General features: G+C 72.3%; 12 protein-coding genes. 10 read left to right on the top strand and 2 right to left on the bottom strand.

The genetic code is table 11. The features are described from left to right. Window positions 1–24 precede the first annotated feature (24 nt). From gcvP to BT341_RS39475, 6 genes are read left to right on the top strand one after another with little or no spacing between them, the layout of a single operon-like run. Entirely contained in the window at window positions 25–2,856 is a 2,832-nt protein-coding gene (gene gcvP, locus BT341_RS39500; protein WP_072481084.1) for an aminomethyl-transferring glycine dehydrogenase, read from the top strand. Window positions 2,857–2,858: 2 nt separating this feature from the next. Beyond that, a complete protein-coding gene (gene gcvT / locus BT341_RS39495; protein ID WP_072481083.1) occupies window positions 2,859–3,950 on the top strand; it encodes a glycine cleavage system aminomethyltransferase GcvT in 1,092 nt (363 codons plus the stop codon). 10 nt (window positions 3,951–3,960) lie between these two features. Beyond that, window positions 3,961–4,338 (top strand): glycine cleavage system protein GcvH, encoded by a 378-nt coding sequence (gene gcvH, locus BT341_RS39490; protein WP_072481082.1) that lies wholly within the window; start codon window positions 3,961–3,963, stop codon window positions 4,336–4,338. After that, entirely contained in the window at window positions 4,338–5,612 is a 1,275-nt protein-coding gene (gene glyA / locus BT341_RS39485) for a serine hydroxymethyltransferase (protein ID WP_072481081.1), read from the top strand. The genes gcvH and glyA overlap by 1 nt, the downstream gene beginning before the upstream one ends. Then, window positions 5,609–6,610: a lipoyl synthase gene (gene lipA / locus BT341_RS39480; RefSeq protein ID WP_072481080.1), complete on the top strand. Its 1,002-nt coding sequence runs from the start codon at window positions 5,609–5,611 to the stop codon at window positions 6,608–6,610. The genes glyA and lipA overlap by 4 nt, the downstream gene beginning before the upstream one ends. Before the next feature lie 14 nt (window positions 6,611–6,624). Further along, window positions 6,625–7,992: an L-serine ammonia-lyase gene (locus BT341_RS39475; RefSeq protein ID WP_072481079.1), complete on the top strand. Its 1,368-nt coding sequence runs from the start codon at window positions 6,625–6,627 to the stop codon at window positions 7,990–7,992. Window positions 7,993–8,356: 364 nt separating this feature from the next. Here BT341_RS39475 and BT341_RS39470 read toward each other — a convergent pair whose 3' ends face one another. Beyond that, window positions 8,357–8,590, bottom strand: coding sequence for a hypothetical protein (locus tag BT341_RS39470; protein ID WP_072481078.1), 234 nt, complete (start codon window positions 8,588–8,590; stop codon window positions 8,357–8,359). Window positions 8,591–8,697: 107 nt separating this feature from the next. Between BT341_RS39470 and BT341_RS39465 the strand changes: the two genes are divergently transcribed. Both BT341_RS39465 and BT341_RS39460 read left to right on the top strand, forming a co-directional pair. Beyond that, window positions 8,698–9,417, top strand: coding sequence for a FadR/GntR family transcriptional regulator (locus BT341_RS39465; RefSeq protein ID WP_072481077.1), 720 nt, complete (start codon window positions 8,698–8,700; stop codon window positions 9,415–9,417). 75 nt (window positions 9,418–9,492) lie between these two features. Beyond that, a complete protein-coding gene (locus BT341_RS39460; RefSeq protein ID WP_072481076.1) occupies window positions 9,493–11,415 on the top strand; it encodes a transglycosylase domain-containing protein in 1,923 nt (640 codons plus the stop codon). 1 nt (window position 11,416) lies between these two features. Here the strand turns inward: BT341_RS39460 and BT341_RS39455 are convergent, their stop codons facing one another. Then, on the bottom strand, window positions 11,417–12,073 hold the full coding sequence (locus BT341_RS39455; RefSeq protein WP_072481075.1) for an O-methyltransferase: 657 nt from the start codon (window positions 12,071–12,073) through the stop codon (window positions 11,417–11,419). 108 nt (window positions 12,074–12,181) lie between these two features. On the opposite strand from BT341_RS39455, the gene BT341_RS39450 reads away from it, so the two are divergent. Together BT341_RS39450 and BT341_RS39445 are read left to right on the top strand one after the other, a co-directional pair. Then, window positions 12,182–13,504 carry an aminotransferase-like domain-containing protein gene (locus BT341_RS39450; RefSeq protein ID WP_072481074.1) on the top strand — a complete coding sequence of 441 codons (1,323 nt, stop codon included), beginning with the start codon at window positions 12,182–12,184 and terminating at the stop codon, window positions 13,502–13,504. A 95-nt stretch (window positions 13,505–13,599) separates the two neighbouring features. Continuing rightward, the gene (locus BT341_RS39445; RefSeq protein ID WP_072481073.1) at window positions 13,600–14,745 is read left to right on the top strand and encodes an FAD-dependent oxidoreductase; all 1,146 of its coding nucleotides are present in this window, start codon (window positions 13,600–13,602) and stop codon (window positions 14,743–14,745) included.

Below are 14,745 nucleotides of genomic sequence, written 5' to 3'. Positions count from 1 at the left end.
TGTGCCCGGCCCGAGGAGCTCCCGATCACTTCCACGCAGTTCGACGCCCGCCACATCGGCCCCGCCGAGGCCGAGCGGGCCAAGATGCTCGCCGAGTGCGGGTACGGCAGCCTCGACGCCCTCGTCGGCGCCGCCGTGCCGAGTGCCATCCGCGCCACCCGTGACCTGCGGCTGCCGCCCGCCGCGTCCGAAGAGGACGCCACTGCCGAGCTGCGTGCCCTCGCCGCGCGCAACCGGCCGATGACGCAGATGATCGGCCTCGGCTACTCCGACACCGTCACGCCCGGCGTCATCCGCCGCAACGTTCTCGAGAACCCGGCCTGGTACACCGCGTACACGCCCTACCAGCCGGAGATCTCGCAGGGCCGTCTCGAAGCCCTCCTCAACTTCCAGACCATGGTCGCCGACCTGACCGGCCTGGCCACCGCGAACGCCTCGCTGCTCGACGAGTCGACCGCCGTCGCCGAGGCCGTCACGCTGATGCGCCGCGCGTCCAAGTCGAAGTCGAACAAGGTCGTCCTCGACGCCGAGTGCCTGCCGCAGACCATCGCCGTGGTCCGCACGCGCGTCGAGGCCCTCGGCATCGAGGTCGAGGTCCGTGACCTGCTCACCGGCCTGCCGGAGGAGTTCTTCGGCGTCGTCGTGCAGTACCCCGGCGCATCCGGCGTGCTCCGCGGCCGTGGCTTCTACCAGGCCGTTTCGGAGTCGGCGAAGGCCGCGGGCGCGCTGTACACCGTCGCCGCCGACCTCCTCGCGCTGACGCTGATCACCTCGCCCGGCGAGTTCGGTGCCGACGTCGCCGCGGGTTCGACGCAGCGCTTCGGCGTCCCGCTCGGCTACGGCGGCCCGCACGCCGGATACATGGCCGTCCGCTCCGGGCTCGAGCGGTCGCTGCCGGGCCGCCTGGTCGGCGTCTCGGTCGACGCCGACGGCAACCCCGCCTACCGCCTCGCGCTGCAGACGCGTGAACAGCACATCCGCCGCGAAAAGGCGACGTCCAACATCTGCACCGCGCAGGTCCTCCCGGCCGTGCTGGCCGCGATGTACGCGGTCTACCACGGCCCGGACGGCCTGAAGAAGATCGCCCAGCGCGTCCACGGTCTCGCCGCGGGCTTCGCCGGCGCCCTGCGCGAGACCGGCGTCGAGGTCGTGCACGAGTCCTTCTTCGACACGGTCGTCGCCCACGTCCCGGGCCAGGCCGCCGAGGTCCACGCGGCCGCGCGCGAGGCCGGGATCAACCTGGGCCACGTCGACGCCGACCACGTGCGCGTCGCCTTCGACGAGGTCAGCACGCCCGCCATCACCGCGAAGGTGCTGAAGGCGTTCGGGGTCGACGCGGAGGTCCGCGACGGCGTCGCGCTGCCGAACGGCCTGGCCCGCGAAAGCGGCTTCATGGGCCATGAGGTCTTCGGCACCCACCGTTCCGAGACGGCGATGCTGCGCTACCTGCGCAAGCTTTCCGACCAGGACTACGCGCTCGACCGCGGCATGATCCCGCTCGGCTCCTGCACGATGAAGCTCAACGCCACCACCGAGATGGAGCCGATCAGCTGGCGCGAGTTCGCCGGCATCCACCCGTTCGCGCCGGCCGAGGACGCCGAGGGCTACCACACGCTCGTCGAGCAGCTCGCCGGGTGGCTGGCCGAGGTCACCGGCTACGACAAGGTGTCGCTGCAGCCGAACGCGGGCAGCCAGGGCGAGCTGGCCGGGCTGCTGGCGATCCGCGCGTACCACCGCGCGAACGGCGACGAGGGCCGCGACGTCTGCCTGATCCCGTCGTCCGCGCACGGGACCAACGCCGCCTCCGCGGTGCTCGCCGGGATGCGCGTGGTCGTCGTCAAGTGCACCGACGAGGGCAACGTCGACCTGGCCGACCTGCGGGCCAAGGTGGACGCGCACCGGGACACCCTGGCCGCGATCATGGTGACCTACCCGTCCACGCACGGCGTGTACGAGCACGGCATCGACGAGCTGGCCGAGATCGTCCACGACGGCGGCGGCCAGGTGTACGTCGACGGCGCGAACCTCAACGCCCTGCTCGGCCTGGCCAAGCCGGGCGAGTTCGGCGGCGACGTCTCGCACCTGAACCTGCACAAGACGTTCTGCATCCCGCACGGCGGCGGCGGCCCCGGTGTCGGCCCGGTCGCGGTGCGCGCGCACCTCGCGCCGTACCTGCCGAACCACCCGCTGCTCGACGCCGCCGGCCCGGAGACCGGCGTCGGCCCGATCAGCGGCGCGCCGTACGGCTCGGCGTCGATCCTGCCGATCTCCTGGGCGTACGTCCGGATGATGGGCGCGCCCGGCCTGACCGCGGCGACAAAGGTCGCCGTGCTGGCCGCCAACTACGTCGCCGCACGCCTGGCGCCGCACTACCCGGTGCTCTACACCGGCCAGGACGGCCTGGTCGCGCACGAGTGCATCCTCGACCTGCGCCAGATCACGAAGGAGACCGGCGTGACGGTCGACGACGTCGCGAAGCGGCTCATCGACTACGGCTTCCACGCGCCGACGATGTCGTTCCCGGTCGCGGGCACGCTGATGGTCGAGCCGACCGAGTCCGAGGACCTGGGCGAGATCGACCGGTTCTGCGACGCGATGATCGCCATCCGGGCCGAGATCGACGAGGTCGCGAACGGCAAGTGGAGCGCCGAGGAGTCGCCGCTGCGCGGGGCCCCGCACACCGCCGAGACGCTGGTCGGCGAGTGGGACAAGCCGTACAGCCGCGAGGTGGCGGTGTACCCGGCGGGTGTGTCGCGGAAGAACAAGTACTGGCCGCCGGTGCGGCGCATCGACGGCGCCCGCGGCGACCGCAACCTCGTCTGCTCCTGCCCGCCCCTCAACGCTTACGAAGGCTGACAGTGTCCAAAGAGACCTCCCTGCACGGAGTCCACAAGGGACTCGGTGCGCTGTTCACCGACTTCGCCGGCTGGTCGATGCCGGTCCGCTACGCCAGCGAGCTGGCTGAGCACAAGGCCGTCCGCGAGGCGGCCGGGCTGTTCGACCTGTCGCACATGGCCGAGATCCACGTCACGGGCAGGCAGGCGGCGGACGTCCTCGACTACGCGCTGGTCGGCAACCTCTCCGGCGTCAAGCCGGGCCGCGCCCGGTACACGATGATCTGCAACGCCGACGGCGGCGTCCTCGACGACCTGGTCGTCTACCGGCTGGCCGACGAGCACTACCTGGTCGTCGCCAACGCGGGCAACGCGCAGGTCGTGGCCGACGCGCTGGCCGAGCGGGTCGCAGGCTTCGACGCGGTCGTCGACGACCGGTCCGAGACCACGGCGCTGATCGCCGTCCAGGGCCCGGAGGCCGCGGCCATCCTCGGCGCCGTCACCGACGCCGACCTGGACGCGCTGAAGTACTACGCCAGCGTCCCGGCCTCGGTGAAGGGCCACGACGTCCTGCTCGCCCGCACCGGCTACACCGGCGAGGACGGCTTCGAGCTGTTCGTCGACGCCGACGAGGCACCGGCGCTGTGGCGTCTGCTCATGGACGCGGGCGAGCCGCACGGCCTGGTCCCGGCCGGGCTGGCCTGCCGCGACACGCTGCGGCTGGAAGCCGGGATGCCGTTGTACGGCAACGAACTCACCCTGGACCAGAGCCCGTTCGAGGCCGGGCTCGGGCGCGTCGTCAAATTCGAGAAGCCCGGCGACTTCGTCGGCCGCGCGGCCCTCGAAGAGCGCTCCAAGGCGGACGTCCCGCGCGTGCGAGTGGGGCTGAAAGGCGCCGGCCGCCGGGCCCCGCGGCACGGCTACCGCGTCCTGGCGGGCGACACCGAAATCGGCGAGGTCACCAGCGGCGCGCTGTCGCCGACGCTGGGTTACCCGATCGCCATGGCCTACGTCGATCGGGCGTACGCCGAGCCCGGCACCGAGCTGACCGTCGACATCCGGGGCAGGATCGAGCCCGTCGAGGTCGTCGCCCTTCCCTTCTACTCCCGCGCGTAAGGACTTCCCCGTGAGCATCCCCGAGAACCTGAAGTACACGAAGGAACACGAGTGGCTGAAGGTCGAGGACGGTGTCGCCACCGTCGGCATCACCGCTTTCGCCGCCGAGTCGCTCGGTGACATCGTGTTCGTCCAGCTGCCCGAGGCGGGCTCGACGATCACCGCCGGCGAGGTGTTCGGCGAGGTCGAGTCGACCAAGTCGGTCAGCGAGCTGTACGCGCCGGTCTCCGGCGAGGTCGTCGAGGTGAACGGCACCACATCGGACACCCCCGAGGTCATCAACTCCGACCCGTACACCGAAGGATGGCTCCTGAAGGTGCGTCTGACCGGGGACGTGCCGGACCTGCTCGACGCCGCCGCGTACGCCGCGCACACCCAGGAGAACTGATGACGACGTTCGACCAGCACCTGTCCGAAGTCGACCCCGAGGTCGCCGCGGCCGTCGCCGACGAACTGAACCGCCAGCAGTCGACCCTGGAGATGATCGCCTCCGAGAACTTCGCCCCGGTGGGCGTGCTCGAAGCGCAGGGCTCGGTGCTGACCAACAAGTACGCCGAGGGCTACCCGGGCCGCCGCTACTACGGCGGCTGCGAGCACGTCGACGTCGTCGAGCAGCTCGCCATCGACCGCGCGAAGGCGCTCTTCGGCGCCGAGCACGCCAACGTCCAGCCGCACTCGGGCGCGCAGGCCAACGCGGCCGCGATGTTCGCGGTGCTCAAGCCGGGAGACACGATCCTCGGCCTCGACCTGGCGCACGGTGGTCACCTGACGCACGGGATGAAGATCAACTTCTCGGGCAAGCTCTACAACGTCGTCGCGTACCACGTCGACAAAGAGACCGGAATCGTCGACCTCGCCGAGATCGAGCGGCTGGCCGTCGAGCACGAGCCGAAGCTGATCATCGCCGGCTGGTCCGCGTACCCGCGTCAGCTCGACTTCGCCGAGTTCCGCCGGATCGCGGACAAGGTCGGCGCGCGGCTGATGGTGGACATGGCGCACTTCGCCGGGCTGGTCGCGGCCGGGCTGCACCCGTCGCCGGTGCCGCACGCCGACATCGTCACCACGACCACGCACAAGACCCTCGGCGGCCCGCGCGGCGGGCTGATCCTGTGCCGCGAGGAGCTGGCGAAGAAGATCAACTCGGCGGTGTTCCCGGGCCAGCAGGGCGGGCCTCTGGAGCACGTCATCGCGGCCAAGGCCGTCGCGCTGAAGATCGCCGCGAGCGAGGAGTTCAAGGAGCGCCAGCAGCGCACCCTCGAAGGCTCGCGGATCCTGGCTTCCCGGCTGTCCCAGGCGGACTGCGCCGAAGCGGGCGTGCGGGTGCTGACCGGCGGCACCGACGTCCACCTGGTGCTCGTCGACCTCGTCGAGTCCACTCTGGACGGTCAGCAGGCCGAGGACCGGCTGCACGAGGTCGGCATCACGGTCAACCGCAACGCCGTCCCGTTCGACCCGCGGCCGCCGATGATCACCTCGGGCCTGCGCATCGGCACCCCGGCGCTGGCCACTCGCGGCTTCCAGGCCGAGGACTTCGCCGAGGTCGCCGACGTCATCGCCGAGGCGCTCAAGCCGGGCTTCGACGACGGCGTGCGCGCAAAGCTGCGTGACCGCGTCGAGGCCCTGGCGGCGAAGCACCCGCTGTACGCGGACCTTTCGCGATGAGCGCGCTGCCCGAGGGCCGGAAGCTGCTGCGTCTGGAAGTCCGCAACAGCGAGACGCCGATCGAGAAGAAGCCGTCGTGGATCAAGACGCGGGTGCGGATGGGGCCGGAGTTCACCGAACTCAAGGGTCTGGTGCGCCGTGAGGGTCTGCACACGGTGTGTGAAGAGGCGGGTTGTCCCAACATTTACGAGTGCTGGGAGGATCGTGAGGCCACGTTCCTGATCGGTGGGGATCAGTGCACGCGGCGGTGCGACTTCTGTCAGATCGACACGGGCAAGCCCGCCCAGCTGGACCGCACCGAGCCGCGGAAGGTCGCGGAGTCGGTGCAGGCGATGGGGTTGCGGTATTCGACCGTGACGGGTGTGGCGCGGGACGATCTTCCCGATGGTGGTGCGTGGTTGTATGCGGAGACGGTGCGGCAGATCCACGAGCTGAACCCGGGCACCGGCGTCGAGCTGCTGATCCCGGACTTCAACGCCGACCCTGCGCAGCTGGCCGAGGTCTTCGGGTCGCGGCCCGAGGTGCTGGCCCACAACGTGGAGACGGTGCCGCGGATTTTCAAGCGGATCCGTCCGGGGTTCCGGTACGCGCGGTCGCTGGAGGTCATCACCAAGGCGCGTGAGGCGGGGCTGGTGACGAAGTCGAACCTGATCCTGGGCATGGGCGAAACCCCCGAGGAGGTCGCCCCTGCGATGCGGGACCTGGTGGACGCGGGGTGCGAGATCTTGACGATCACGCAGTATCTGCGTCCGTCGCCGCGGCATCATCCGGTGGATCGGTGGGTGAAGCCGGAGGAGTTCGTCGAGCACTCCCAGGCCGCCGAGGCGATGGGCTTCGCCGGTGTGATGGCGGGTCCGCTGGTGCGGTCGTCCTACCGCGCGGGCCGGCTTTACGCCCAGACCAAGGCCCACCGCGGGGAAGAACTGCCGGAAAACCTGGCCCACCTCGCCGACCAGGGCCCGGCCGCGCAAGAAGCCAGCTCGCTGCTGGCGCGATAGGAAGGGGCAGATCAATGGCGATCAGCGTCTTCGACCTGTTTTCCATCGGCATCGGCCCGTCGAGCAGCCACACCGTCGGGCCGATGCGGGCGGCACTGACCTTCGTGGACGGACTCGGCGCCGACCTGGCCCGGACCGCGCGGGTACAGGCCGAGCTGTTCGGCTCCCTCGGCGCGACCGGGTTCGGCCACGGCAGCGACAAGGCCGTCCTGCTCGGCTTGTCGGGCGAGCGTCCGGAGGAAATCGACACGGACACCGTGCCGGAGCGCATCGCGTCGATTCGCGAATCCGGCAGGCTGCGGCTGGGCGGCACGCACGAAATCGCGTTCGACGAGGACACCGACCTCACCATGCACCGCCGCAAGTCGCTGCCCGCGCACCCGAACGGCATGGTGTTCCGCGCGTTCGACGCGTCGGGTGTCCTGCTGCGCGAACGGACGTACTACTCGGTGGGCGGCGGGTTCGTCCGCGACGAGTCGTACGAGACGGACACGGTGTTCGTCGAGGACTCGACACCGGTGCCGTACCCGTTCCGCACGGGCGCGGACCTGCTGGCGCACTGTTCGGCGACCGGCCTGTCGATCAGCGAGATCATGCTGGAGAACGAGCTGGCCTGGCGTTCGCGCGAGGAGGTCCGCGACGGGCTGCTGCGGATCTGGGCGGTCATGGCGGAGTGCGTCCGCAACGGCTGCACGCACGAAGGCGTCCTGCCGGGCGGGCTGAAGGTCCCGCGCCGGGCGAAGGCGTTGCACGAGAAGCTCCTCGCCGAGGACGGCGCGGACGACCCGTTGTACGCAATGGACTGGGTGAGCCTGTACGCGCTGGCGGTCAACGAAGAGAACGCGGCCGGCGGCCGGGTGGTGACGGCCCCGACCAACGGCGCGGCGGGCATCATCCCGGCGGTGCTGCACTACTACCAGCGGTTCATCCGGCACTCGAACGACGACGGGATCGTGAAGTTCCTGCTGACGGCCGGCGCGATCGGTTCGATCCTCAAGCAGACGGGCTCGATCTCGGGAGCGGAGGTCGGCTGCCAGGGCGAGGTCGGCTCGGCCTCGGCCATGGCGGCGGCGGGCCTGACGGAAGTGCTGGGCGGAACGCCGGCGCAGGTGGAGAACGCGGCGGAGATCGGCGTGGAGCACCACCTGGGCCTGACGTGCGACCCGGTGGGCGGCCTGGTCCAGATCCCGTGCATCGAGCGCAACGCGGTGGGAGCGTCGAAGGCGATCCACGCGGCCCGGATGGCGATGCGCGGCGACGGAAGCCACGTGGTGACACTGGACAAGGCGATCAAGACGATGCGCGAGACGGGCGCGGACATGAGCGTGAAGTACAAGGAGACGGCCCGAGGCGGCCTGGCGGTGAACGTCATCGAGTGCTGACGCCGGCGGGGCGCGGGTCCGGTGGTGCGCCGGTGCGGGTTGGCCTGGGTGGCCGGTGGCGGGTAGCCGGTGGTGGCGCTGGCGGCTGGGCCAGGTGGCCCCGGCGAGGCGCCGCTGGCGGCGGGTCGCCCCGGTGCCGGGCAGCGGCTCGGCGGGAGGCGGGCGGCTCGGTGTGGCGGTGCCGGGCGGTGGCTTGGCCTGCGGCGGGAGGCGGGCGGCGCGGTGTGGCGGTGCCGGGCGGTGGCTTGGCCTGTGGCGGGAGCACTCGGGCCGCGCCGTTTGACGGGGCCGGGCAGCGGCTTGGCCTGCGGCGCGGTGCGCCGGTCAGCGGCGGTGGTGACCAGCGCGAGTCCGGGCCGACGGGTCAGTTCCGCCGGTCCTCCGGCTCCACCGCCAGCCGCAGCCCCACCTCGACCAGGCGCCAGCCCAGCTGCTGCTTCCTCGTTCCCGGGCTGCGGCTCGGCAGCGTGCGGCCCGGGCCCGGTGGGCGGCTGACTCCGTGGCGCAGCTCGTCTTCTCGCTCGTGGACCAGATCTTCGGCCATCAGGAAGTGCACCGGATCGCCCCCTGCGTCGATGTTCGGTGTCGGTCTTGTCATCGTTGCCGACAGTGGCCGTCCGGTTCCACCGGTTTTCCGCGCCGCGAACACAGTGTGACCGGCGCCGGCCTCGGCGGCCACCTCCCGGGTGCGCCTAAACTCGCGGGATGGAGTCGACCTCGGTGGTGAACGCCGGTGAGGCGCTGTTCCGGCCGGTCCGGGCCGGCAACGCCTTCGAGGAGACCGTCGAACGGCTGCTGCAGGCCATCCGCCTCGGCGTGGTCGGCGCGGGGGAGCGGCTGCCGTCGGAACGCGAGCTCGCCGAACGCCTCGGGGTCAGCCGGGTGACCCTCCGCGAAGCCATCCGCGCCCTCTCCGACGCCGGTTACGTGGAGTCACGGCGGGGCCGGTACGGCGGCACGTTCGTGCACGACACGCTTCCCGCTCCGCCCGAGCCCGGCGGCAAGGTCGACGCCGTCGCGCTCGAGGACGCGCTGTGCCTGCGGTACGTCCTGGAGACCGGTGCCGCCGAGATGGCCGCCGCCCGCTCGCTCAGCCGCGCCGACCGGCAGCACCTCACCGGCACGCTCGCCGAGGCCGCGGGCGCCGAGCTCGGCGACTACCGCCGCAAGGACTCCCGCCTGCACCTGGCGATCGCCGAGGTGACCGCGTCCGGCTCGCTGACCACGGCGATGGCCGACGCCCGCACCCGCGTCAACCAGCTGCTCGACCGGATCCCGCTGCTGCCGCCCAACCTGGAGCACTCCAACGCCCAGCACGAGGCGATCGTCGACGCGATACTGGCCGGCGACGCCCCCGCCGCCCGCCGGGCAATGGCCGAGCACATCGAGGGCACGGCGTCGCTCCTGCGGGCCTTCCTGTCCTGACGCGTCCCGAAAGTTCCTGACAGGATTCGAACAACCTCGGCAGAACCTTGTCACCCGTTCGGCCGTCATCCATTCGTGACCTCGCCGACGGACGAAGCAGACCAGAAGCCGGACACCCCGCCCCGCCGCCGCCGATGGCGGCGCGTCCGCCGGATCGCCTGCCGGACCGCGGGCGTGCTCGTCGGCGGGCCGCTGATCGCCTTCTGGATCGCCTACCTCGTCCTCGACGTCCGCAGCCCTCGCGACGTCCTCGCCGGGCTCGACAAGACCGTCGTCCTGCAGTACGCCGACGGATCGCCGCTGCTCAAGGTGGTCCCGGCCGACGGCGACCGCACCTTCGTGCCCTACGCGCAGATCCCCGCGAAGCTGCGTGACGCCATCATCGCCACCGAAGACCCGACCTTCTGGGACAACCAGGGCTTCGACCCGACCGGCATCGGCCGCGCGTTCGTCACCGGCGTCGGCGGCGGGTCCGGGATCACCCAGCAGTACATCAAGAAGTCCACCGGCGACGACGACGCCACCCTCGGGCGCAAGTTCGCCGAGCTGGTGCTGGCCACGAAGATCACCCAAGAGCAGAGCAAGGAGCAGATCTTCGAAAGCTACGTCAACATCATCTCCTTCGGCCGCGGCACGTTCGGGCCCGCCGCGGCGATGCACGCCTACTTCGGCAAGAACCTCGACGACTCGATCACCTGGAGCGAAGCCGCCTTCCTCGCCGGGATGATCCAGTCGCCGTCGGTGCACGACCCGGCCGCCTCCGGCGACGCGCACGCCGCGCGGCGCTGGCAGTACGTGCGCGACAAGCTCGTGAGCCGCGGTTACGTGAAGAACGACGAGCAGCTGGCCTACCCCGGAGCCGAGATCCAGCCGCCGTCGGAGACCCGGGCCGGCCGCCTCACCTACGACGAGTTCCACGTCAAGCAGGCCGTCCTGGCCGAGCTGGACCGTGAGGGCTTCCCGCTCGGCCGGTTGCAGCAGGGCGACATGACGGTCGAGACGACGCTGGACCGCGGCCTGCAGGACGCCGCGAAGAGGACGTTGCGGGACCGGCTCGCGGGCGAGCCGAAGGAGTTCCGCGGCGCGATGGTCGCGATCGACCCGAAGACCGGCGCCGTCCGCGCCTACCAGGGCGGTGACCAGGGCGTGCGCGACTACGCGGGCACCCCGCACGCCGCGGGCACGGCGTTCCACCCGTTCACGCTCGCCGCGGCCCTGCGCCACGGCTACGGCACCGACCAGCTGATCTCGTCCCCGGTGAACCAGCGGTTCCTCGGCGAGGACTTCACCTACCCGGACGTCTGCGGGCCCAAGTGCACCCCGCGCACGGCGATGCGGGTCCACGCCGACGGCCCGTTCGTCGCCCTGGCGAAGAAGCTCGGCCCGGACGCGCTGAGCGAGACCGCGCGCCAGGCCGGCATCCCGGAGACCGTCGACGGCACCCCGACGATGCGGGAGAAGGACGGGTTCCTCATCGGCGCGGGCATCGCGGTCGGCCGGTATCCGTTGCGGCCGCTGGACGTGGCCGGCGCCTACGCGACCTTCGCCGCCGACGGCCGCCGCACCACCCCGCACCTGGTGTCGCGCGTGCGGGACGAGAGCGGCGCGGTCGTCTGGGAGCACACCGACGCCGCGCGCCCCGCCTTCGACGACGGCGACGGCGACGCAAGCCGCCGCATCGCCCGCGACGTCACCGGCACGCTGGCCACGAGCCTGCCGGACGGGCGCGCGGCCGCGCTGCGCACCGGCGAGGCCGGGCACGGCAGCAGTCCCGGCAACCAGGACGCCTGGGCCGTCGGCTACACGCCGGAGCTGGTGGCCGCGGTGTGGATCGGCTCCGACGACGAACGGCGGCTCAAGGACGCCACCGGCGCCGAGCTGACCGGTGACGCCGTCCCGGCCGACGTCTGGCGCGGGTTCATGACGGCGGCGTCGGCGAGCGGGCCGGCCCGGCCGGTCGCCGGGGGCCCGCCGCCGGTGGTGCGGCCGCCGCGGTGAGTCAGCGCACCAGGGCCAGCACGAACCCGTCGTGCCCCTTGGCGCCCACGGTCTGGACGGCGGTCGCGTCCAGCCGCGGCTCGGCGGCGAGCAGGTCGAACATCCGCCGCGCGCCCTGCACGTTCGGGTCGGCGCTCGCCGGGTCGGTCACCTTGCCCTGGCGGACGACGTTGTCGACGACGATCGTCGAACCCGGGCGCGTCAGCTCCAGCGCGGCCCGGACGTAGTTCGCGAGGTTGGCCTTGTCGGCGTCGATGAACACGAAGTCGAACGGGCCGGTGAGCGACGGCAGCGTGTCGAGGGCGGCGCCGACCCGGATGTCGACGACGTCTTCGCCGAAGCCCGCCCGCGCCAGGTTGGCCTTCGCGACTTCGGCGTGCTTGGGGTCGTATTCGCAGGTCACGAGCTTGCCGTCGGGCGGGAGCGCGCGGGCCAGCCAGATCGTGCTGTACCCGCCGAGCGTGCCGATCTCCAGGATCGAGCGGGCGCCGGCCTGGCGGGCCAGCAGGTGCAGCAGCTTGCCCTGGTTGGGCGCGACGGCGATCGGCGGCAGCCCGGCGGCGGCCGAGTCCGCCAGCGCGGCGTCGAGCACGGGATCGGGAGCGAGCACGGCTCCGGCGAGGTACTCGTCGACTTCGGCCCAGGTCTTGTCGGTCATGACACCTCCTCGGCCAATCTAGCGGGCTCGGGGCCCGGCCCGAGGTCCTCGGCGGTCCGGCCCGAGTGGGATCATGCTCACCGACCGGTCGGAGGCGGGAAGGTGGACATGGACGACTACCGCGTCGTCGCCGACGCCCTCGCCGCCGACATCGAGGCCGGCCGCCTCCGCCCCGGCGACCGGCTCCCGCCGCAGCGCCGGTTCGCGCGGCAGCGCGGCATCGCGAACTCGACGGCGGCCCGCGTCTACGGCGAGCTGGTCCGGCGCGGCCTGGCCGTCGGCGAAGTCGGCCGCGGCACGTTCGTCCGGGCCGCGAAACCCCCGCCCGAACCCGCGCTCGCCGAACCCGGCGACGCCCGCGTCGACCTCGAGCTCAACTTCGCCGTCCTGCCCGACCAGTCGGCGCTGCTGGCGAAAGCGCTGGAGCCGTTGCTGCGCGACGACGTGCTCACCGCGGCCCTGCACCCGATCGGCACCGCCGGGACACCGGCGGCCCGCGCGGCGGCGGCCGGCCTGCTCACCCGCGGCGACTGGCGGCCCGACCCGGCGAGCATCCTGTTCACCGGGAACGGCAGGCAGGCCATCGCGGCCGCGATCGCCGCGTTCGTCCCGGTGGGGGAGCGGCTCGCGGTCGAGTCGCTGACCTACCCGGTGGTGAAGGCGGTCGCCGCCCGGCTCGGCGTGGAACTGGTGCCGGTCGAGACCGACGAGTCCGGGCTGGTGCCGGACGCCCTCGCCGCGGCCGGGCCGGTGCGCGCGCTGTACGTCCAGCCGACGCTGCACAACCCGCTCGGCACGACCATGCCGCCCCGGCGCCGGGAAGAGCTGGCCGGCGTGGTCGCCCGGCTCGACCTGCCGGTGATCGAGGACGGCATCTACACGTTCCTGCGCGGGGACGTCCGGCCGTTCGCCGCGTACGCGCCGGAGCGGACGGTGTTCGTCGACAGCCTGTCCAAGCGGGTCGCGCCCGGGCTGACCGCCGGTTTCCTCGTGACACCGCCGTCCTGGACCGCGCGGCTGGCGTCGTCGGTGCGGTCCGGCGCCTGGACCGCGTCACGCTTCGCCGTCGAAGCGGCGACGCAGTGGATCGTGACGGGCACCCTCGCCGAAGTCGAAGCCGCGAAACGCCGTGACGCCGCGACGCGGGCTTCCGTGGTGGCGGAGAAGCTGCCGGGCCTGCGCGGCGACGCGGCCTCCTACCACCGCTGGTGGGAACTGCCGGAACGGTGGCGCGCGGAGATGTTCGTCGCGGCGGCGGCCCGCCGGGGCATCGCGCTGTCCCCGGCGGCCGCGTTCGCGGTCCTGCCGGGCCACGCGCCGAACGCGGTGCGGATCGCGCTGTCGGCCCCACCGGTCGGGACGCTGTCCGCGGCGCTCGGCGTCCTGGCGGGGCTGGCCGCCGGTCACCCGGACGACCTGGTGGCCGACTGAGCGTCCGTGCCAGCGCGGTGCCAGTGCCGTGTGCGTCCCGTACCAGCCGTGTACGCCAGCCTTCGGTGGTCGCGAACCGAACCGGAGGAGCATCCATGAACGTCACGATCATCGGCGCCGGGCTCGGCGGGCTCACCCTGGCCAGGGTGCTGCACCGCCACGGGATCCCGGCCACCGTCCACGAGGCGGAGACGTCGCCGATGGCGCGCACGCAGGGCGGGATGCTCGACATCCACGACTACAACGGCCAGCTCGCCGTCGAGGCCGCCGGCCTGACCGAGCGGTTCCGCGGCCTGGTCCTGGAAGGCCGCCAGGCCATGCGGATCCTCGACCGGCACGGGACCGTCCTGTTCGAAAAGGGTGACGACGGCACCGGCGGCCGTCCCGAGGTGCAGCGCGGTGAGCTGCGGCGGATGCTGCTCGACTCGCTGCCCGCCGGGACTGTCCACTGGGGACACAAGGTCGGCGGGGCCCGCGCGCTCGGCGACGGCAGGCACGAGGTGAGCTTCACCGACGGCAGCACCGTCGTGACGGACCTGCTCGTCGGCGCGGACGGTGCCTGGTCGCGGATCCGGCCGCTGCTGTCGGCGGCGAAGCCGGAGTACGTCGGCGAAGCGTTCGTCGAGGTCTACCTGTACGACGCCGACACGCGGCACGTCGCGGCCGCGAAAGCGGTCGGCGGTGGCTCGCTCATGGTTCCCGCGCCGGGAAAGGGCATCTTCGCCCACCGGGAGAGCGGGGACACGCTGCACACCTACGTCTCGCTCACCCGGCCGTTGACGTGGTTCGACGCCGTCGACTTCGCCGAACCCGCCGCGGCCGCCGTGCGGATCGCGGCCGAATTCGACGGCTGGGCACCGGAGCTGACCGCGCTGATCACCGACGGCGACACCGCGCCCGTGCTGCGGCCGCACTACAGCCTGCCGGTCGGGCACCGGTGGGACCGGGTGCCGGGCGTGACGCTCGTCGGCGACGCGGCGCACCTGATGCCGGCCAACGGCGAAGGCGCCAACCTGGCCATGCTCGACGGCGCCGAACTCGCCGAGGCACTCGCCGCGCACCCCGGCGACGCCGAGACCGCGCTCGCCGGGTTCGAGCGGGCCATGTTCGCCCGCAGCGCCAGGATCGCCGCCGAGAGCGTCCGGTTCGGCGAACTGCTCTCCGGCGCCGGGGAGGAGGACATCGCGCAGACCCTGATCGAGGCGTTCGGCACCATCGACGAGGCCGCGCGGGCCTCCTGA

This window comes from Amycolatopsis australiensis (assembly GCF_900119165.1).
In the GTDB taxonomy this organism is placed as follows: Bacteria; Actinomycetota; Actinomycetes; order Mycobacteriales; family Pseudonocardiaceae; genus Amycolatopsis; species Amycolatopsis australiensis.
This window is presented reverse-complemented; position numbering and strand designations above follow the sequence as displayed.

Coding starts and splice junctions, on each gene's coding strand:
- glyA (WP_072481081.1), top strand. CDS start 4,338: ATGACGACGTTCGACCAGCACCTGTCCGAAGTCGACCCCGAGGTCGCC.
- lipA (WP_072481080.1), top strand. CDS start 5,609: ATGAGCGCGCTGCCCGAGGGCCGGAAGCTGCTGCGTCTGGAAGTCCGC.
- BT341_RS39475 (WP_072481079.1), top strand. CDS start 6,625: ATGGCGATCAGCGTCTTCGACCTGTTTTCCATCGGCATCGGCCCGTCG.
- BT341_RS39470 (WP_072481078.1), bottom strand. CDS start 8,590: ATGACAAGACCGACACCGAACATCGACGCAGGGGGCGATCCGGTGCAC.
- BT341_RS39465 (WP_072481077.1), top strand. CDS start 8,698: ATGGAGTCGACCTCGGTGGTGAACGCCGGTGAGGCGCTGTTCCGGCCG.
- BT341_RS39455 (WP_072481075.1), bottom strand. CDS start 12,073: ATGACCGACAAGACCTGGGCCGAAGTCGACGAGTACCTCGCCGGAGCC.
- BT341_RS39450 (WP_072481074.1), top strand. CDS start 12,182: ATGGACGACTACCGCGTCGTCGCCGACGCCCTCGCCGCCGACATCGAG.
- BT341_RS39445 (WP_072481073.1), top strand. CDS start 13,600: ATGAACGTCACGATCATCGGCGCCGGGCTCGGCGGGCTCACCCTGGCC.